The 19,731-nt window shown below is 60.6% G+C and carries 19 protein-coding genes; 11 read left to right on the top strand and 8 right to left on the bottom strand.

Annotation, left to right across the window (positions count from 1 at the left end; translation table 11 throughout):
• The first annotated feature begins 98 nt into the window (after positions 1-98).
• On the top strand, positions 99-980 hold the full coding sequence (locus tag WFM45_RS07335; protein WP_085336960.1) for a LysR family transcriptional regulator: 882 nt from the start codon (positions 99-101) through the stop codon (positions 978-980).
• A gap of 40 nt (positions 981-1,020) precedes the next feature.
• On the opposite strand, the gene WFM45_RS07330 is transcribed toward WFM45_RS07335, so the two are convergent.
• The 3 genes from WFM45_RS07330 to WFM45_RS07320 form a co-directional block, all read right to left on the bottom strand.
• The gene (locus tag WFM45_RS07330; RefSeq protein ID WP_085336961.1) at positions 1,021-1,944 is read right to left on the bottom strand and encodes a LysR family transcriptional regulator; all 924 of its coding nucleotides are present in this window, start codon (positions 1,942-1,944) and stop codon (positions 1,021-1,023) included.
• Positions 1,945-2,020: 76 nt separating this feature from the next.
• Positions 2,021-2,959 carry an alpha/beta hydrolase family protein gene (locus tag WFM45_RS07325; RefSeq protein ID WP_085336962.1) on the bottom strand — a complete coding sequence of 313 codons (939 nt, stop codon included), beginning with the start codon at positions 2,957-2,959 and terminating at the stop codon, positions 2,021-2,023.
• A 207-nt stretch (positions 2,960-3,166) separates the two neighbouring features.
• Positions 3,167-4,198: a Mal regulon transcriptional regulator MalI gene (locus tag WFM45_RS07320; RefSeq protein WP_015377763.1), complete on the bottom strand. Its 1,032-nt coding sequence runs from the start codon at positions 4,196-4,198 to the stop codon at positions 3,167-3,169.
• Positions 4,199-4,421: 223 nt separating this feature from the next.
• Between WFM45_RS07320 and malX the strand changes: the two genes are divergently transcribed.
• The gene (gene malX, locus WFM45_RS07315; protein ID WP_015377762.1) at positions 4,422-6,041 is read left to right on the top strand and encodes a maltose/glucose-specific PTS transporter subunit IIBC; all 1,620 of its coding nucleotides are present in this window, start codon (positions 4,422-4,424) and stop codon (positions 6,039-6,041) included.
• On the top strand, positions 6,034-7,215 hold the full coding sequence (locus WFM45_RS07310) for a MalY/PatB family protein (protein ID WP_004938468.1): 1,182 nt from the start codon (positions 6,034-6,036) through the stop codon (positions 7,213-7,215). Before malX ends, WFM45_RS07310 begins: the two co-directional genes overlap by 8 nt.
• A gap of 32 nt (positions 7,216-7,247) precedes the next feature.
• Here WFM45_RS07310 and WFM45_RS07305 read toward each other — a convergent pair whose 3' ends face one another.
• Together WFM45_RS07305 and WFM45_RS07300 are read right to left on the bottom strand one after the other, a co-directional pair.
• The gene (locus WFM45_RS07305; protein WP_336954980.1) at positions 7,248-7,616 is read right to left on the bottom strand and encodes an NUDIX hydrolase; all 369 of its coding nucleotides are present in this window, start codon (positions 7,614-7,616) and stop codon (positions 7,248-7,250) included.
• Positions 7,613-8,209 (bottom strand): NUDIX domain-containing protein, encoded by a 597-nt coding sequence (locus tag WFM45_RS07300; RefSeq protein WP_015377759.1) that lies wholly within the window; start codon positions 8,207-8,209, stop codon positions 7,613-7,615. The genes WFM45_RS07305 and WFM45_RS07300 overlap by 4 nt, the downstream gene beginning before the upstream one ends.
• 97 nt (positions 8,210-8,306) lie before the next feature.
• Here WFM45_RS07300 and WFM45_RS07295 point away from each other — a divergent pair, with 97 nt between their 5' ends.
• From WFM45_RS07295 to WFM45_RS07285, 3 genes are all read left to right on the top strand, one after another.
• On the top strand, positions 8,307-9,062 hold the full coding sequence (locus WFM45_RS07295) for a DeoR/GlpR family DNA-binding transcription regulator (RefSeq protein ID WP_021505440.1): 756 nt from the start codon (positions 8,307-8,309) through the stop codon (positions 9,060-9,062).
• Positions 9,063-9,197: 135 nt separating this feature from the next.
• Positions 9,198-10,196, top strand: coding sequence for an adenosine deaminase (gene add, locus WFM45_RS07290; RefSeq protein ID WP_075685791.1), 999 nt, complete (start codon positions 9,198-9,200; stop codon positions 10,194-10,196).
• A gap of 109 nt (positions 10,197-10,305) precedes the next feature.
• A complete protein-coding gene (locus WFM45_RS07285) occupies positions 10,306-10,851 on the top strand; it encodes an AAA family ATPase (RefSeq protein WP_004938455.1) in 546 nt (181 codons plus the stop codon).
• Positions 10,852-10,855: 4 nt separating this feature from the next.
• On the opposite strand, the gene WFM45_RS07280 is transcribed toward WFM45_RS07285, so the two are convergent.
• Complete coding sequence (locus WFM45_RS07280) at positions 10,856-11,860, bottom strand: bile acid:sodium symporter family protein (protein ID WP_004938453.1); 1,005 nt, start codon at positions 11,858-11,860, stop codon at positions 10,856-10,858.
• A 72-nt stretch (positions 11,861-11,932) separates the two neighbouring features.
• Positions 11,933-12,973 (bottom strand): oxidoreductase, encoded by a 1,041-nt coding sequence (locus tag WFM45_RS07275; RefSeq protein WP_004938449.1) that lies wholly within the window; start codon positions 12,971-12,973, stop codon positions 11,933-11,935.
• Between the two features lie 224 nt (positions 12,974-13,197).
• On the opposite strand from WFM45_RS07275, the gene WFM45_RS07270 reads away from it, so the two are divergent.
• The 4 genes from WFM45_RS07270 (at position 13,198) to rsxC (ending at position 17,349) form a co-directional block, all read left to right on the top strand.
• Entirely contained in the window at positions 13,198-13,638 is a 441-nt protein-coding gene (locus WFM45_RS07270; RefSeq protein WP_004938446.1) for a DUF2569 domain-containing protein, read from the top strand.
• A 135-nt stretch (positions 13,639-13,773) separates the two neighbouring features.
• A complete protein-coding gene (gene rsxA / locus WFM45_RS07265; RefSeq protein ID WP_004938443.1) occupies positions 13,774-14,355 on the top strand; it encodes an electron transport complex subunit RsxA in 582 nt (193 codons plus the stop codon).
• Positions 14,355-14,927 (top strand): electron transport complex subunit RsxB, encoded by a 573-nt coding sequence (gene rsxB / locus WFM45_RS07260; RefSeq protein WP_004938428.1) that lies wholly within the window; start codon positions 14,355-14,357, stop codon positions 14,925-14,927. The genes rsxA and rsxB overlap by 1 nt, the downstream gene beginning before the upstream one ends.
• Positions 14,920-17,349, top strand: a complete 2,430-nt coding sequence (rsxC, locus tag WFM45_RS07255; RefSeq protein WP_336954979.1) for an electron transport complex subunit RsxC — start codon at positions 14,920-14,922, stop codon at positions 17,347-17,349. The genes rsxB and rsxC overlap by 8 nt, the downstream gene beginning before the upstream one ends.
• Positions 17,350-17,382: 33 nt before the next feature.
• Here the strand turns inward: rsxC and WFM45_RS07250 are convergent, their stop codons facing one another.
• Positions 17,383-18,276, bottom strand: coding sequence for a helix-turn-helix domain-containing protein (locus tag WFM45_RS07250; RefSeq protein ID WP_016927894.1), 894 nt, complete (start codon positions 18,274-18,276; stop codon positions 17,383-17,385).
• 365 nt (positions 18,277-18,641) lie between these two features.
• Here WFM45_RS07250 and rsxD point away from each other — a divergent pair, with 365 nt between their 5' ends.
• Positions 18,642-19,727: an electron transport complex subunit RsxD gene (gene rsxD, locus WFM45_RS07245; RefSeq protein ID WP_336954978.1), complete on the top strand. Its 1,086-nt coding sequence runs from the start codon at positions 18,642-18,644 to the stop codon at positions 19,725-19,727.
• Positions 19,728-19,731: the final 4 nt, after the last annotated feature.

The raw sequence follows: 19,731 nt of genomic DNA, 5'->3' as shown, positions 1-19,731 counted from the left end.
ACGCTCTCAGCAGCCGCGCCAAATATCGGATTTTGCCGCCGGGTTGACAAGCGATAATAATTTCAGCCAGCATAAAGAAAAACTTATGGCTATCGACAATGCGCAATCGACTTCCCCTCAACGCCCTGCGGGCGTTCGAATCCTCCGCCCGCCACCTGAACTTCACCCGCGCCGGCCTGGAGCTGCGCGTCACCCAGGCCGCCGTCAGCCAGCAGGTGCGCATGCTGGAAGAACAGCTGGGCATTCAGCTGTTCCGCCGCCTGCCGCGCGGCCTGGATCTGACCGAAGAAGGCCAGGCGCTGCTGCCGGTGTTGAACGACGCCTTCGACCGCATCGAGGCGGTGCTGCAACAGTTCGAAGGCGGGCATTTCCACGAGGTGCTGACGGTGGCGGTGGTCGGCACCTTCGCCGTCGGCTGGCTGATGCCGAGGCTGGCGGCGTTCCGCACGGCGCACCCGTTTATCGATCTACGGGTGCTGACCCACAACAACCTGGTCAATCTGTCGGCCGACGGCATGGATTTCGCCATCCGCTTCGGCGAAGGCCTCTGGCCCGCCACCTGCAATATCAAGCTGTTCGACGCGCCGCTGACGGTGCTCTGCCCGCCGGCGGTCGCCGCGCGCCTGCGCACGCCGCAGGATCTGCAGCACGAGCAGCTGATGCGCACCTACCGCAAGGATGAATGGGAGCGCTGGTTCACGGCTGCGCAGGTGACGCCGTGGCGGATCAACGGCCCGGTGTTCGACTCGTCAAGACTGATGGTGGAAGGCGCGATCCAGTGCGACGGCGTGGCGCTGGCGCCGGTCAGCATGTTCCGCCGCGAACTGGCCGCCGGCGCGCTGCAGCGGCCGTTCGCCGCCGAGGCCGCGCTTGGCGCCTATTGGCTGACCCATTTGAAGTCGCGGGACCTGACGCCGGCGATGAAAACCTTTATCGGCTGGATCCGCCGGGAGGCGGAAGAGGAACAACGGCGGGATTAGGCTGTTTCCCTTAATAGCCTGAACCCTACATGATGCTGTCTCATTGCGGATTAACAAGATAAGGCTTCATTATATCCTTTACCCATTTGTAAAAAAGGTGTACGCGCATGGTGATATTATTTCTGTGGGCAACCACAAAATTCACGCTAAGCGGTTTTGGCGGGAAATCATTCAGTATTTCAATTAACTTTCCCGATTTAATATATTCTTCAGCGCAGGTTGTCGGCAGTTGGATAGGGGCGATCCCGGCTAAGCCTGCAGCAAGGTAATCCTGAACACTGTCCACATAAAGTGATCCCGGCAACGACAGGTAGTCATATTTATTTCCGGAAGGATATTCCCAGCCTGCGGGTTTCTGGCCTGGGAAAACAGAGTAAAAAATCATGCGATGATTATCTTTCACCAACTCATCCGGGGTCTGAGGGACACCATGTTTCTGAAGATATTCCGGGCTGGCAGCATTAAACATTTTAAGCAACCCCATGCTTCTGGAAACCAGCAAATCATTACCCACTGAACCGACACGAATAACGCAGTCGACGCCCTGTTTAACCAAATCAATATACAGATCCGCAGAAGAAATCTCGACAACCAAATCAGGATACATTTCCAGAAATTCACCCAGCCGTGGCATAATCACAACGCGAGATATTTCAGAAGGCAAATTAATCCTCAAGCGCCCCTGTAGGGCAGACTTATCCATAAACATTGACTGCAACGCTTCGTTTTCTGCAAGCAGATCGCGGGCCCGATTTAAAAAGGTTTTCCCATCTTCTGTTAATGTCACTCGCCGAGTGGTTCTGTGTAATAACCGGGTGCCAATCCGTTTCTCAAGCTGTTGGATCACAATAGAAATGCGGCCCTTTTGTACCCCCAGAGCGTCTGCTGCGCGGGTAAAACTTTCCATTTCTGCCACCAGAGCAAAAACTCTTAAAGGTTCAAGATTCAGCTCATCACTGGTCATCTGGCAATCCTCATAATAAGAAAAAGCAATGAAGGCCAGGTTGTCGCCTTCATTGCAAACTGAGCATAGCTGCTATTTAGACCATGTGCGTTGAGAACCAGTTGAGCATTTGCTCAGGTTCCCGCTGGAAATATAGGTATCCATCCCAGCGGCGGGTGGTATTTTGAATCCAGAACAACTGTTTATCGGATGTAGGTATGCTGTCAAAAATGGCCTGAACATCATCCGGTGATGTGAGTAAATCGTCGTGAACCTGATAGATGAAAGTCGGCAGAGTCATATTTGATGCGGCTTTTACAGGCGACATGTCATCGAAGGTCAGGCTCGTTTCAATCAGCATGCCTTTTTCCACATCGTCAAGCCGATCCGGGATACCGAGTAATTCGAGCGTTTTAATCATTGTGGCCCTGACGGATATAGGCTGAGGACAGACCAAACACCGAACGCCCTGAAACACCTCGGGGTAACGGGCCATGGCGTAAAACGTCGCGTTCCCCCCCATACAGCGACTGAACAGGCCTATGGTCATGCTCTTCGTGTCAGGACGTGAACGGACGTAATTTAATGAACCGATGACATCCCTTGACTCCCAGATTCCGTTACTGCCAAGCCCACCGGTGCCGGTATTGCTCAACCCGAAATTACGTAAATCATAAGTCAGAACATTATAGCCGGCATCGTGCAATATTTTATAATCTGCAAGAAAATTAACTTCGAAATCATTTCCAGCTGGGCCACCAATAGATTTCCAGGGCTCCAGATGAGCCGGTAAACCGGTCCGACTGAACCATTGCGGATGATTCGCAACGATAATTTTATCTGATCCTTCACGTGGGATAAACCAGCCTTCAAGCTGTACGCCATCCTCAGACGGGAAGGTTACAGCTTCGAATTCAAGGCCTAAGTCTGCAGGTGATCCAAGCACCGGGGAACGAAACGGATGACCGAACATGGAAACAATATTTCTGACTATTGCATCCGATTCCTGTTGCGAAGGTTTTGTATGCAACGACATATCTTTTCCTCTTTTGCAAAAATGAACATATGTTCTCTATATGTCTAAGGAACACATTGGCAGTATATTATTCATACATGCCGGGATAAATTTCACTTGAGCAAACTGATTGTTCTATATTTCAGTAACAATGGTTGGAAAACGCACTTATCAGCGCATGAATCGTGGGAAGCGGGATGTTCATTTCATGCAATTAAGAACCACAGCCTAGGCGGAGCCACGCCGGATCAGCGTCGGCGGCAGAATGACGTTCTGCGCCGGCAGGTCGGCGTCACCGATGCGCTGCAGCAGGCGCGCGGCGGCGCTGCGCCCCACTTCCCGCGCCGAGCTGGAGACGAAGGTCAGCGGCGGCTCGGTCAGCTCGGCCTCCGGCACGTCGCCGAAGCCGATCAGCGCCACCTGCCGGCCGTAGTAGGCGTCGACCCCGTCCGAGCCGATGCTGCGGCCGCTGCGCGTCAGGCCAAAATAGGCGCCAAGCGCCACCGAAGCCTTGTGGCAGACGACAGCGGTAATGTTCGGGTAGTGGCGCAGCAGCTGTTCCGCCGCTTGTGCCGCCTCACGCTGCCGGCAATCGCACTCGACGATCCATTCACTGCGAAACGGCAGGCCGTACTGCACCAGCGTGGCGCAAAAGCCGCCCAACCTCTCGGCGCGCGTCAATGAGTCGCTCTGGCCGCCAAGGTAGGCGATTTGGCTGTGGCCGCGTTTGATCAAAAATTCGGTGGCCAGTTTGGCGGCCTGCATGTTGTCCGGCCGCACCACGTCCACCCCATCGAGACCGCTGGAGCGCGCCACGCAGACCAACGGTACGCCCTGCTCGGCCGCCTTCTCCTTCAACCCAGCCGCCGCGCGAATGCCGCCGGCCAGCACGATACCGTCGACGCCCTGCGCCAGCAGCGCGTCAAACGCCCGCTGCAAGCCCTGGCCGTCGCGCCCGCTCTGGGTTAAAAACAGCAGTTTGTCGTGCGCCTCCAGCGCTTCGCTCAGCCCGGCGGTCATTTCGGCATAGAAGGGTTCGCAAATGTCGCGCAGAACGAGGCCGATCACCCCGGATTCACCGCCGCGCAGCGTCGCCGCCTGACGATTGCGCACGTAGCCCAGCTGCTCTATCGCCTGATTGACCTTCTCGACGGTGGTCGGCGAAATCCGCCCCTTGCCGCTCAACACCAGGGAAACCGTGGTGACCGACACGCCCGCCTGCTGCGCCACATCGGTGATGGTGATTTTTTTGATGCTCATAGTCTCTGCGAACCCGTTCCTGGGCAACCCGCGCCGTAATGATCAAGGGTATACCGAATCCGTTAGCTCAGTAAAACGTTTTACTGCCTGCCGCATTGTCGCCAAAAACCGGGCGGCAGATTTGTGATTGGCGGCGCATTTTTGCTAGGTAAAACGTTTTATCTTCTTTTTACCTAATCAACAGTCCCCTTTTTGCTCGTCTTTTCGCCAGGAGAAGTCGGTTATGTCAGCAGCCAACAAACCCAAAATCACCCTCTGGGAGTTCTTCCAGAGCCTGGGCAAAACGTTCATGTTGCCCGTCGCCTTGCTCTCTTTCTGCGGCATCATGCTGGGGATCGGCAGCTCGCTGAGCAGCCGCGACGTGATCACCCTGATGCCGTTTATCGGCCACCCGATCTTCCAGCTGATCTTCACCTGGATGAGCAAGGTTGGCTCCTTCGCCTTCAGCTTCCTGCCGGTGATGTTCGCCATCGCCATTCCGCTGGGCATGGCGCGCGAAAACAAAGGCGTCGCCGCTTTCTCCGGTTTCGTCGGCTTCGCCGTGCTGAATCTGGGCACCAACTTCTACCTGACCGCCGCCGGCGTGCTGCCCACCAGCGATCCGCTGGTGCTGAAAGCCAACAATATCCAGAACATCCTCGGCATTCAGTCGATCGATACCGGCATCCTCGGCGCGGTGATCGTCGGCATCATCGTCTATCGCCTGCATGAACGCTTCCACACCATCCGCCTGCCGGACGCGCTGGCGTTTTTCGGCGGCACGCGCTTCGTGCCAATCGTCACCACCGTGGTGCTGGGCCTGTGCGGCCTGGTGATCCCGCTGATCTGGCCGTGGTTTGCCGCCGGCATCACCGGGCTGGGCTGGGTGATCAACAGCGCCGGCGCCTTTGGCCCGATGCTGTTCGGCACCGGCGAACGCTTGCTGCTGCCGTTCGGCCTGCAGCACATTCTGGTGGCGCTGATCCGCTTTACCGAGGCGGGCGGCACGATGGAGGTGTGCGGCCACAGCGTCAGCGGCGCCCTGACCATCTTCCAGGCGCAGCTCTCCTGCCCGACCACCACCGGCTTCGCCGAGAGCGCCACCCGCTTCCTGTCACAGGGTAAAATGCCGGCATTCCTCGGCGGCCTTCCGGGCGCGGCGCTGGCGATGTACCACTGCGCCAAACCGGAGAACCGCCATAAAATCAAAGGGCTGTTGATTTCCGGCGTGGTAGCCTGCGTGGTCGGCGGCACCACCGAACCGATCGAATTTTTGTTCCTGTTCGTCGCGCCGTTCCTGTATCTGATCCACGCGCTGCTCACCGGGTTGGGCTTTACCGTGATGGCGCTGCTGGGCGTGACCATCGGCAACACCGACGGCAACATCATCGACTTCGTGGTGTTCGGCATTCTGCACGGCACCGCCACCAAGTGGTATCTGGTGCCGGTGGTGGCCGCCGTCTGGTTCGTCGGCTATTACGCCATTTTCCGCTTCGCCATCCAGCGCTTTAACATCAAAACGCCGGGCCGTGAGAGCGACAGCGCCGTCAGCCAAAGCGCGCCGAGCGGCGCGGTGGGCAAATCCGGCTACAACGTGCCGGCGATTCTGGCGGCCCTCGGCGGCCCGGGCAACGTTATCACGCTGGACAACTGCATCACCCGCCTGCGCCTGTCGGTCAACGACATGAGCCGGGTGGACGACGCGGCGCTGAAGGCCAACCGCGCCATCGGCGTAGTGCATCTCAACGACCATAATCTGCAGGTGGTGATCGGCCCGCAGGTGCAATCGGTGAAAGATGAATTAGACTCACTGATAGCCACGGCGCAACCTGCCGCGGCGCTGCAGGGAGCCACCCATGTTTGATTTCTCCACCCCGATCGACCGCCACGGCACCTGGTGCACCCAGTGGGACTATATCGCCGATCGTTTCGGCAGCGACGACCTGCTGCCGTTCACCATCTCCGATATGGATTTCGCCACCGCGCCGTGCATTCTCGAGGCGTTGCAGCAACGCCTGCAGCACGGCGTGCTGGGCTACAGCCGCTGGCAGCACGAAGATTTTCTCGGCGCGCTGCGCCACTGGTATCAGCAACGTTTCAACGTCGCCATCGACACCGCAACGGCGGTGTACGGCCCCTCCGTTATCTACATGGCGGCGCAGCTGATCCGCCAATGGTCCGTGCCGGGCGACTACGTGGTGACCCATACCCCGGCCTACGACGCCTTCTACAAGGTGATCCTCGCCAACCAACGCCAGCTGTTGGCCTGCCCGCTGCACAAAGCCGGCGACGACTGGCGCTGCGACATGGCGCACCTTGAGGCGTTGCTGGCGCGGCCGCAAACCAAGATCCTGCTGCTGTGCAGCCCGCATAATCCCACCGGCAAAGTGTGGCGCCGCGACGAGTTGCAGCAGATGGCCGAACTGTGCGAGCGCCACGACGTGCGCGTCATCAGCGACGAAATCCACATGGATATGGCATGGGGTGAACACCGCCATACGCCGTGGAGCCAGGTGGCGACCGGCGCCTGGGCCTTGCTGACCTCCGGCTCCAAGAGTTTCAATATCCCAGCACTGACCGGCGCCTACGGCTTTATCAGCGACGACGCCAGCCGCGAAGCCTATTTCCAGCAGCTCAAAGCCCGCGACGGCCTCTCCTCGCCGGCGGTGCTGGCGGTGGCGGCGCACGTGGCAGCCTATCGCCACGGCGAACCCTGGCTGGACGCCCTGCGCGACTATCTGCAGGATAATCTGAGCTACGTCGCCGAACGGCTGGAGCAGGCGTTTCCCGCGCTGGGCTGGCGCCCGCCGCAGGCCACCTACCTGGCCTGGATCGATCTGCGGCCGCTGGCCGTAGACGATCGGGCGCTGCAGCAGGCGCTGATCGAGCGCGAAAAGGTGGCGATCATGCCGGGCTTTACCTACGGCGAGGAAGGCCGCGGGTTCCTGCGCCTTAACGTCGGCTGCCCGCGCGGCAAGCTGGAGGCCGGCATGGACAAGCTGATCGCCGGGTTGAGGGTGGTGCTGGACGAGCAATAACGCGAGGGGGCGAGCCTCTGCCCGCCCCTCCGTTACGCCTGAACAGACGGAATTTCCTCCAGATGACGATAGACCGTCAATCCCCATTCGTTAGCCAACCGCACGTCGTTATCGGCCCCCGCAGACGCCCCTTTGATGCGATACACCGCCTGACACTGCGCAATCAGTCGGTGAGCCACCGGGTAAAGAAACGCCTCGCTCACCGCATCGCCAACCTGAGTGGAGCCTGCCGCCGCCGCCAAAGGCAGCGCCAGCCACTCGCCGATCACCGGCACGTGCCCCCGCAGGTAGACCGCCAGCGCCGCCTGTTCCAGGCGCGCCAGATTGGCGGCGATACGCTGCGGATCGCCATCGGTGCCGCTGCGATAGGGGCCGGCGATCAGGATTTGTTGTGCTTTCATCGTTCTTCCTCCAACGTCCGGTTCAAGGCGACAAACTGCAGCAGCATGATGGTCTTGGCGTCAACGATCGCGCCCTGACGAATCGCCTGCAGGGCTTGCGCCAGCGGCAGCTCGATCACCTCCAGATCCTCGCCCTCCGCCGCCACCCCGCCGCCCTCGTTGACGCGATCGCCCGCCTGATATTCACCGACGAAAAAGTGCAGCTTCTCGGTGACCGAACCTGGGCTCATGTAGGCTTCAAACACTTTCTCCACGTTCTGCACGAAATAGCCGGTTTCCTCTTCCGCTTCGGCTCTGATGCGCGCCTCCGGCGACGCGTTGTCCAGCAGCCCGGCGGCGGCCTCAATCAGCATGCCGTCATGACCGTTGACGAACACCGGAAAGCGGAACTGGCGCGTCAGGATCACCGTCTGCGCCTGCCGGTTGAACAGCAAAATCACCGCGCCGTCACCGCGATCGTAAGTCTCACGGCTTTGCCGCTGCCAGACGCCGTCGCGCCGCAGAAAATCAAAGGTGGTTTTTTTCAGCAGGTACCAGTCATCGGACAACACCCGGGTTTCGACAATGCGAACTCGGTCTTTGGTGGCTATCATCGGTTTACTCCGCCAGAGGAAGGAAATTGATACTATCGTGCAGTTTCGTGTATGATCAAGATATTTCGTGCAATGCAAATTTGAGGGAAAAATGGCCATATTGACCAGCCAGCGCAAGAAAATCATCCTGGAGAAACTGGCTCAGGACGGCCAGGTGTTGGCCAAGCAGCTCAGCGAGCTGTTCGGGCTGTCGGAAGACACTGTCCGGCGCGACCTGCGCGAACTGGACGCCGAGGGGTTGCTGCAGCGGGTGCACGGCGGCGCCCTGCCGGTTTCATCCGCCATCGCCAGCTTCGCCGAACGCAATCAGTTGGAATCCGGCGCCAAACGCGCAATCGCCAAAGTGGCGGCGGCGCTGATCGCCCCCGGCCAGGTGGTGATCATCGACGGCGGCACCACCTCCGCCGAGCTGGTCAGGCAGCTGCCGCTCAGCCTGAACGCCACCATCGTCACCCACAGCCCCAGCGTCGCCGTGGGCCTGGCCGATCATCCCACGGTGGAGGTGATCCTGATCGGCGGCAGGTTGTACAAGCATTCGATCGTCAGCGTCGGCGCCGCCGCGGTGGAAGCGATGTCGCATATTCGCGCCGATATTTATTTTATGGGCGTGACCGGCGTGCACCCCACTGCGGGGCTGAGCACCGGCGATCTGGAAGAGGCCTACATCAAGCGGGCACTGGCGGCCCGCGCGGCGGAAACCGTGGTGCTGGCCTCCGCCGCCAAGCTTAACGCCGCCTCGCAGTATGCGATCGGTGACATTACGCTGGCGCATACCATCATCGTTGAACGCGCCACCGACGACGCATTGATCGCGCCGTTGCAGCAGGCGGGCGTCAGCGTGTTGAAAGCCTGATTCACGACGATAATGCGATACTCCTCGCATTATTTGTGATGCAAGTCACTTTTTTATGCAACGAGATGGCAAGTTTCATTCATTTGTTTTTATACTGTTCTGCACTTTACCTACGATAATTAGCGAGTGCCCAGCATGATCGATCCCCGCCTACCGCTTACCGACATTCACCGCCATCTCGACGGCAATATCCGCGCGCAGACCATTCTCGACCTCGGTCGCCAGTTCAACCTCACCCTGCCGGCCAACGATTTGGAGAGCCTGCGCCCGCACGTGCAGATCACCCACGCCGAACCGGATCTGGTCAGCTTCCTGCAGAAACTGGACTGGGGCGTAGCGGTGCTGGGCGATCTGGACGCCTGCCGCCGGGTGGCCTACGAAAACGTCGAGGACGCAGCCAACGCCGGCCTGCACTACGCCGAGCTGCGTTTTTCCCCTTACTACATGGCGATGAAGCATCAGCTGCCGGTCGCCGGCGTGGTGGAAGCGGTGATCGACGGGATCCGCTCGGGCTGCCGCGATCGCGATATCGACATTCGCCTGATCGGCATCATGAGCCGCACCTTTGGCGAGGCCGCCTGTTTGCAGGAGCTGGAAGGGTTGCTGGCGCACCGCGACGGCATTACCGCACTGGATTTGGCGGGCGATGAGCTGGGCTTCCCCGGCAGCCTGTTCCTCAGTCACTTCAACCGTGCGCGCGACGCCGGCCTGCGCATCACCGTGCACGCGGGCGAAGCCGCCGGCCCGGAAAGCATCTGGCAGGCGATCCGCGAGCTGGGCGCCGAACGTATCGGCCACGGGGTGAAAGCGGTCGAAGATCCGGCGCTGATGGACTTCCTGGCGGAACACGGCATCGGCATCGAGTCCTGCCTGACCTCCAACATCCAAACCAGCACCGTGCCGTCGCTGGCGCAGCATCCGCTGGCCACCTTCCTGCGCCACGGCGTGCTGGCGTCGATCAACACCGACGATCCGGCGGTTCAGGGCATCGAGATCGAGCATGAATACCGCGTCGCCGCGCCGCAGGCCGGGCTGACGCCGGAAGAAATCCGCACCGCGCAGGAAAACGGCCTGAAGCTGGCCTTCCTCAGCGAGCAGGAAAAACAGGCGCTACGCGCCAAAGTTCAGGGCTAATCTCCCCAGGCGCCAAACGGCGCCTTCTTCTCATCCCCCGTCTTCTTCCGCCTGCTCATCTTTATCGCTGTTTTCACCCCATCACTCTGTTGCAAGAGAGGAGATCCGTATGTCTGACAAACTACGCCGTATCGTGCTGACCGGCGGCCCGGGTTCGGGCAAAAGCACGCTCATCGACGTTCTTCATCGCCGCGGTTACCCGCATTCGCAGGAGGCGGGCCGGGCGATTATTCAAGATCAGGTGAGTATTGGTGGCAATGCGCTGCCGTGGGGCGATCGCCAGGCTTTCGCCGAGCGGATGCTCGATTGGGAACTGCGTTCATGGCGCGAAGCGACGGGCGCAACATGCTGGTTCTTCGATCGCGGCCTGCCGGATATCGCCGGTTACCTGACGCTGTGCGGATTATCGATCCCCGCCCCCTTAACGGCGGCGATCGACGCCTTTCGCTATGCCGATACGGTGTTCATCGCCCCGCCGTGGCGAGCGATTTATGCGCAGGACAGCGAGAGAAAACAGTCTTTCGCCGAAGCCGAGCAAACCTATCGGGCGATGGTGGCCATCTATCGCCGTTATGGCTATCGGCTGCAAGAGCTGCCGCGCGCCTCACCCGATGAGCGCGCCGACTTTCTGCTCGACGCGCTGAGCCACCGCTAGCGGCCTATTTAGCCGCCAGCGCCTCCGCCTCGGCCCGCTGTTTGGCGGTTTTACGCGCATAGCGCTGCGCCAGCACCGCGCACACCATCAGTTGCACCTGGTGGAAAATCATCAGCGGCAGCACCATGGCGCCCACCGCCGCGGCCGGGAACAGCACGTTGGCCATCGGGATGCCGTTCGCCAGGCTCTTTTTAGAGCCGCAGAACACAATGGTGATTTCATCGGCGGTGTTGAAGCCCAGCCAGCGCGCCGCGTAGGTGTTGATCACCAGCACTACCGTCAGCAGCACCAGCGACATCACCAGGATGGTCAGCAGCGACCAGCCGTCGATACGGTGCCAAATCCCTTCCACCACCGCCGCACTGAACGCGGTATACACCACCAGCAGGATCGACGAACGGTCGGTCAGGTTAATCAGTTTGCGATGGCGGTCGATCCACTTGCCGATCAGCGGCCGCGCCAGATGGCCGATCACGAACGGCACCATCAGTTGCAGAATGATTGAGCCAATGGCGTGCAGCACGTCGGTATTGCCGCCCTGGGTATGCATCAACGCACCCACCAGCAGCGGTGACAGGAACACGCCAAGAATGCTGGACGCCGAGGCGCTGCAGATCGCCGCCGCCACGTTGCCGCCCGCCGCCGAGGTAAAGGCGATGGCCGACTGCACCGTGGCCGGCAGCGCGCACAGATAGAGGAAGCCGAGATAGACCGTCGGCGTCATGATGCCCGGCACCAGCAGATTCATCGCCAGCCCGAGCAGCGGGAACAGCGCAAAGGTGCTGAGGAACACCAGCAGATGCAGCTTCCAGTGGCTCATGCCGGCGACGATCGCCTCGCGCGACAGCTTGGCGCCGTGCATAAAGAACAGCAGCGCGATGGCGGCGGTGGTCAGGTGTTCAAAGAAGGTTTTCCAGATGCCTTCGCAGGGGAACAGCGAGGCGACGATCACCACCAAAATCAGAACCAGCAAAAATTTATCAATGCGCAAACGCTGCAACCAGGACATGAAACGAATTTCCTTGCACGTAAAGTCGTAAAAAGGCCCGACGCTTCGCCGGGCACAGAGAAATGGGCGGTATCAAACCACCGGCAGCGCCTGCTGCAGCCGGGCCGATTCCAGCCCCAGTTCAATCAATGCCATCACCGCGATGGCGTCGGCGGCCGGCACCGGGTTTTCGCCTATGCCGGTGATCGCGTCGCGCACCGCCGCGTAATAAGCCGGATAATTGCCGGGAATGTTGAGCAGCGGTTGCTCCGCCAGCAGATCGTCACGTGACAGCGTCACCACGCCGTCGCGCATGTCATAGCCCCAATCGGCCTGCGGCAAACGCTCGCCGGCCTTCAGCCGGTCCTCCTGCGGATCGAGGCCGTATTTGACATAGCTGCCGCGGGTGCCGTGCACGACGTAGCGCGGGCTCTCCGCCGCCGCCAGCATGCTGGCGTGCAGCACCACGCGGCGATCGCCATAGCTCAGCAGCGCGTGAAAATAGTCCACCGCCTGCGCCCCCGGCCGCAGCTCACCCAGATCGACGAACAGCCGCTCGGGTTTGCCGAAGAGTTGCAGCGCCTGATCGAGCAGATGCGGCCCCAAATCGAACCAGATGCCGCTGCCGGCGCCGCCCTGTTCGCGCCAGCGCTGGCGCACCTGCGGCCGGTAGCGATCGAAATGCGACTCGAAATACACCACCTCGCCCAACGAACCGTCGTTCAGCAGCGCCTTAAGGGTAAGGAAATCGCTGTCCCAGCGACGGTTGTGGAACACCGAAAGCAGTAAACCGCTCTGCTGCGCCTGCTGTTGCAGCGCCTGTGCTTGTGACAGCGTCACGGTAAATGGTTTATCCACCACCACGTGCTTGCCGGCGGCCAGCGCCTGTTGCGCCAGCGGGAAATGGGTATCGTTGGGGGTGGGAATTACGATCAGATCGAGGGCCGGATCGGCGAACAGCGCTTGCGCATCCCCCACGACCGTCATCGACGGCCAGTCGGCGTGCACTTTGCCGGCATCGCTGCTGGAAACGGCGGCCAGTTCCAGCCCCGGCGTACCGGCGATTAGCGGCGCATGAAAGGTTTTACCGGCGTAGCCGTAACCGACCAGCCCGACACGAATTTTTTCAGCCATGGGATTTCCTCTTGCAGGCTCACGACAGACCCTTTCGATTTGACACCATGCGGCCGGATGGAACAAGAAGTAAATGAGATGTTAATTTGAAGCGAGGCCGGAGTAGCCAAACGTGCGGCCTGGCGTCGCGATGCCGAGCTATCCGCTTGATAGAGATGACGAAGCCTATATTACCCGCTAAGCTATGCCGCCTGTGATCCCCGATTCAATCAGGAAGCCGTTTTATGTCTCAAGCTGAATACTCTCGTATCGGCGGTTGGTTGCTGGCCCCGCTGGCCTATCTGATCGTTACCCTGCTCAGCGCCAGCCTGATGCTGCTCCTGTACGCCATGGCGATCTTCATGCCCGAGTCGCGCGACTATCTGTTGACCAACGCCCAGGCGTTTACCCTGCAATGGTACTTTTCGGTGCTGACCACGCTCTTGATGTGGGGCTTTACCCTGTGGCTGGTGTTTCTGTTCTGCCAGCGATCGCAGCGCTTCCCTAAACTGTTCCTGCTGTGGCTGCTGATCACGGTGATCCTGGCGGTGAAAGCCTTCGCCTTCGCGCCGGTGCCGGACGAAGTGGCGGTGCGCAGCCTCGGCTGGCCGCTGCTGATGGCGGCGTTGCTGGTGCCTTACATCAAGCGTTCGCAGCGGGTCAAAGGCACCTTTACCGAACGTTAAAGGCGGTTGCAGCACGTTTTATCGGGTATTTTGTGTAAATTTTCGCCAAAAAAGGCAATACCCCTGCGATTCATATGTTGTCGTCCGGCCGCCGATTCCCGATAATAGGCGGCTTTTATTTTTTTAGGCATCGCAATGACCGAATACCTGCTCCTGTTTGTCGGCACCGTACTGGTGAACAACTTCGTTCTGGTGAAGTTTCTTGGCCTGTGCCCGTTCCTCGGCGTTTCCAAGAAGCTGGAAAGCGCCATCGGCATGGGAATGGCCACCACCTTCGTCATGACGCTGGCCTCCGTCAGCGCCTGGGTGATCAACACCTTTATTCTGGTTCCGCTGGATCTGGTGTATCTGCGCACGCTCTCTTTCATTCTGGTGATCGCCGTCGTCGTGCAGTTCACCGAGATGGTGGTGCGCAAAACCAGCCCGGCGCTCTACCGCCTGCTGGGCATCTTCCTGCCGCTGATCACCACCAACTGTGCGGTGCTGGGCGTGGCGCTGCTTAACGTCAACCTCGGCTACAACTTCCTGCAGTCCGCCGTTTACGGCTTTAGCGCCGCCGCCGGTTTCTCGCTGGTGATGGTGCTGTTCGCCGCCATTCGCGAACGTCTGGCGGTCGCCGACGTGCCGGCGCCGTTCCGCGGCTCCTCGATCGCGCTGATCACCGCCGGGCTGATGTCGCTGGCCTTTATGGGCTTTACCGGGCTGGTGAAATTCTAATGACTGCGTTGTGGATAGCTATCGCGGCTCTAAGCGCGCTCGGGCTGCTGTTCGGACTGGTGCTGGGCTACGCCGCGCGCCGTTTTGAGGTGGAAGAGGATCCGGTCGCCGAGCAGGTCGATGCGATCCTGCCGCAGAGCCAGTGCGGCCAGTGCGGCTACCCCGGCTGTCGCCCCTATGCCGAGGCGGTGGCCAACGGCGAGATGATCAACAAATGCGCGCCGGGCGGCGAACAGGTGATGCTGAAACTGGCGGAGCTGCTCAACGTAGAACCGCAGCCGTTGGGCAGCGAAGCCGCCGCCGAGCCGGAGCGTAAAGTGGCCTATATCGACGAGGCCAACTGCATCGGCTGCACCAAGTGCATTCAGGCCTGCCCGGTGGATGCCATCGTCGGCGCCACCCGCGCCATGCACACCGTCATTACCGACCTCTGTACCGGCTGCGATCTGTGCGTCGCCCCTTGTCCTACCGACTGTATTGAAATGAGACCGGTCGCTACCACCACCGCCAACTGGAAGTGGGACATGAAGACGATCCCGGTGCAAGTGATCCACGTGGAGCAACATGCTTAATCTGTTCGCCGCCTTTAAAAAAGACCGGATCTGGGATTTCGACGGCGGGATCCATCCACCGGAAATGAAAACGCAGTCCAGCGGTGCGCCGCTGCGTGTCGCGCCCCTGCCCAAGACCTTTATCATTCCGCTGCAACAGCATCTGGGGCCGGAAGGCGAGCTGTGCGTCAGCGCCGGCGATCGGGTGTTGAAAGGCCAACCGCTGACCGTCGGCCGCGGCCGCACCGTGCCGGTGCACGCCCCGACCTCGGGCACCGTCAGCGCCATTACGCCGCACATCACCGCGCACCCGTCCGGGCTGACGGAGCTGTGCGTGATTATCGAGGCAGACGGGGAAGACCGCTGGTGCGAGCGCGATCCGGTGGCGGACTATCGCCAATCGCCCGCCGCGGAACTGATTCAACGTATTCATCAGGCCGGCATCGCCGGCCTGGGCGGCGCAGGTTTCCCGACCGCCAGCAAACTGCAAGGCGGCATGAGCGGCGTGGAAACGCTGATCCTCAACGCCGCCGAGTGTGAGCCTTACATTACCGCCGACGACCGTCTGATGCAGGAACATGCCGCTCAGATCATTGAAGGTACGCAGATCCTGCAACACATTCTGCAACCCAAGCTCACGTTGATCGGCATCGAAGACAATAAACCGGAGGCAATCGCGGCGCTGAAACAGGCGTTGCGCGGCCAGCCCGGCATTGCGCTGCGCGTCATCCCGACCAAATACCCGTCCGGCGGCGCCAAGCAGCTGACCAAAATTTTGACCGGCAAGGAAGTGCCGCACGGTAAGCACTCCTCCGCTATCGGCGTATTGATGCAAAACGTCGGCACCGCTTTCGCCATCAAGCGAGCGATCGTCGACGGCGAACCGCTGATTGAGCGCGTAGTGACCCTGACCGGCGAGGCGATCGAGCGCCCCGGCAATCTGTGGGCTCGCATCGGCACGCCGGTGCAGCACCTGCTCGACTTCGTCGGTTTCCGCCCGCAGGCGCAGCAGATGGTGGTCATGGGCGGCCCGCTGATGGGCTTCACCCTGCCCGCGCTGAACGTGCCGATCGTCAAGATCAGCAACTGCATTCTGGCACCGACGGTGGATGAAATGACGCCGCAGGAACCGGAGCAGTCCTGCATCCGCTGCGGCCTGTGCGTAGACGCTTGCCCTGCCGGGCTGCTGCCGCAACAGCTGTATTGGTTCAGCCGCGGGCAGGAGCACGACAAGGCGCGCAACCATAACCTGTTCGACTGCATCGAATGCGGTGCCTGCGCGTTCGTCTGCCCCAGCAATATCCCGCTGGTACAGTACTACCGGCAGGAAAAGGCCGAAATCAAGGCTATCGATCTGGAAGCGGCGCGCACCGCCGAGGCCAAGGCGCGTTACGAGGCCAAGCTGGCGCGTCTGGAGCGTGAAAAACTGGCGCGTGAAGAGCGACATAAAAAGGCCGCCGTCAAACTGACCGACGACGATCAGGGCGCAGTGCAGGCCGCGCTGGCGCGCGTGCGCAGCAAGAATGCCGAAGCGGCGGTTACGCCGGTCAACGGCCAGCAGCCGGATAACAGCGAGATGATCGCTGCCCGCGAAGCACGTAAAGCGCAGGCGCGCGAACGTCGTGCCCAGCTGGCTGCCGAGGTGGAAACGGAAGCGCCACCGGCGACCGCCGGCGACGATGCGCGTAAAGCCGCCGTGGCCGCGGCGCTGGCCCGCGTGAAAGCGCGCAAAGAGGCGCCGGCCGCAGACAGCTCCGCCCCGGCGGCAACAGAGGACGATCCGCGTAAAGCGGCCGTTGCGGCCGCCCTGGCGCGCGTGAAGGCCAAAAAGGCAGAGCAGCAGGCGGATGCCCCTGCGCCGGCGGAACCGGCGCAGGCTGCAGCCGAAGAAGATCCGCGCAAGGCGGCGGTCGCGGCGGCACTGGCGCGCGTAAAAGCCAAGAAAGCGGCACAGCAGGCGGATGCTCCTGCATCGGCGGAACCGGCGCCGGCTGCAGCCGAAGAAGATCCGCGCAAGGCGGCGGTCGCGGCGGCACTGGCGCGCGTAAAAGCCAAGAAAGCGGCACAGCAGGCGGATGCCCCTGCGCCGGCGGAACCGGCGCCGGCTGCAGCCGAAGAAGATCCGCGCAAGGCGGCGGTCGCGGCGGCACTGGCGCGCGTAAAAGCCAAGAAAGCGGCGCAGCAGGCGGATGCCCCTGCATCGGCGGAACCGGCGCCGGCTGCAGCCGAAGAAGATCCGCGCAAGGCGGCGGTCGCGGCGGCTATCGCCCGCGCCAAGGCCAAGAAAGCGGCGCAGCAGGCGGATGCCCCTGCACCGACGGAACCGGCGCCGGCTGCCGCCGAAGAAGATCCGCGCAAGGCGGCGGTCGCCGCGGCTATCGCCCGCGCCAAAGCCAAAAAAGCCGCCAGAGAATCGCTGGCGGCGGAAACGGAAGACAAATAATGATAGCGGCGCCTGGCTGACGCCAGGCGCCATTTAATCGATAGAAATCAGGTAGGTGTAATCCACTTCAATCTGACGCAGTTTGGATTCAGGATTCCACTCTTTGGTTTGAATGATCTCCATTTCCATACTGCCGCGCACTTCATCCTTCAACCCCGGCATCACATGCGACATCAGGTAGCCGAAAAACTGCAAACACTCTTTCGCCGACCCCTTATGGTTGATAGAGATAAACTCACGGCTCGGCAAATGGAAGGTGTCTATCTGATGGTTGGAAAGAATATCCTTTCTGTGTTCAGGATCAACCGCCATCACCAGCGTGGATGAGAGCTCGTCGCCCTCCCCGGCATGAGGGGAGTAGATGCTGTAAATCCGCCGACAGTCGACGTGCAGCCCCTTGAAGAAGTCGTTGAAAATCTCATCCTTCATCGCCATGCAGGAAGAGTACTCCAGCTCCTGTTCGGAGGCGAAATCCAGCCGGCGCGTGAAGCCGACCAGCTGCATGTCGGGCAGCGTCAGCCGCTTCACTTCCGGGTAATAACCGGCGCCGTAGCTGGCTTCGAAGTTAAAGCGCGGCATCAGGTTTTTCACGTCCCAGTGCTCCATCGAGCGGTAGCGATTGGGGGTAGTGCCGAAGCGCTGCTTGAACATGCGGGTAAAGGTCTGCTGAGAGTCGAAGCCCAGCTCATCGGAGATATCGATGATGGAGCGACGAGTAATGCGCAACGCCACCGCGGCGCGCGTCAGGATGCGCGAACGGATATAGGTGGCGAGTTGAATGCCGGTAATACGCTTGAATTTACGCTGCAGATGCCACTTGGAATAGCCCGAAATACGCGCGACTTCATCCAGGTTTGGCCGTTTCTCCAGATGTATCTCCACCCACTCAATTAGCTCTTCAATAAAAAAAATGTCTTCATTTGTCATTATTATGGATTCACTGACTCAATAATGTTCGCGATAGTAACCTACACGGATTATGTGAAAGTTGTTATTTTGTGCGGAAATCTGGAGAAAAATGATATCTCATTCAGACGTTTACCCCATTTTCCGCGGTCGATGACGGCGCAAGTTCCACTGACAATTCCTCACGTTAGCCCATTTCCCGGCCAAAAAAAAATCAAATCGCGCCACCCCGATCGCCAGATGTGCGGAAAGCCGAATACCCCTATCATTAAGGCGTATTACCCTCGCATCGAATCAGGTAGAATGCTCGGCTATCATTTTTGCCGCGCCCGCAGTATGGCGCATCGAAACTGCCGCAGGCGCGGCGCAGAAGGTATCGTTACTCTATGAAGTTCAGGCCGGTATCACCCACAGCCGCCAAAGGCTTACACATCGCCAGCTCGCCTTTCACCCACAACCAGCAAAGCACCAGCCGCATTATGCTATGGGTCATGTTGGCGTGCATTCCCGGCATTGCGGCGCAGATTTGGTTTTTCGGCTACGGCGTGCTGATTCAGGTGGCGCTGGCGGCGATCGTCGCGCTGGCTGCAGAAGGCGCGATCCTCAAGCTGCGCAAGCTGCCGGTGCGCAGCCGGCTGGCGGATAACTCCGCCCTGCTGACCGCGCTGCTGCTCGGCATCAGCCTGCCGCCGCTGGCGTCGTGGTGGATGATCGTCATCGGCACCTTCTTCGCCATCGTTATCGCCAAACAGCTGTATGGCGGCCTCGGGCAGAACCCGTTCAACCCGGCGATGGTCGGTTACGTAGTGCTGCTGATCTCCTTCCCGGTGCAGATGACCAGCTGGCTGCCGCCGGATGAACTGCGCGCCGCCGCGCTGTCGCTCCACGACACGCTGCTGGCGATTTTCAGCGGCCATACCGCACAGGGCGCGACGCTGCACGAACTGCAGATGGGCGTGGACGGCATCAGCCAGGCCACGCCGCTCGACGGCTTCAAAACCGGCCTGCGCAGCGGCCACAGCGTGGAACAGGTGTTGCAGCAGCCGCTGTTCGGCGGCGCGCTGGCCGGTATCGGCTGGCAGTGGGTCAACCTCGGTTTCCTGGCCGGCGGCCTGTTTATGCTGGCGCGCCGCCTGATCCATTGGCAAATCCCTTTCAGCATGTTGGCCGCCATCGCCTTCTGTTCCGGTCTGGCCTGGTGGATCGATCCGGCGCATCAGGCTTCGCCGCTGATCCACCTGTTCTCCGGCGCCAGCATGCTGGGTGCGTTCTTTATCGCCACCGATCCGGTCAGCGCCTCCACCACGCCGAAGGGCCGCTTAATCTACGGCGCGCTGATCGGCGTGCTGGTCTGGCTAATCCGCGTCTATGGCGGCTACCCTGATGGCGTGGCCTTCGCCGTGCTGCTCGCCAACATCACCGTCCCGTTAATCGACCACTACACGCAGCCGCGCGTGTACGGCCATCGCTAAGGAG

This window comes from Serratia sp. KG1D (genome assembly GCF_037150675.1).
Classification (GTDB): Bacteria; Pseudomonadota; Gammaproteobacteria; order Enterobacterales; family Enterobacteriaceae; genus Serratia; species Serratia nematodiphila.
This window is presented reverse-complemented; position numbering and strand designations above follow the sequence as displayed.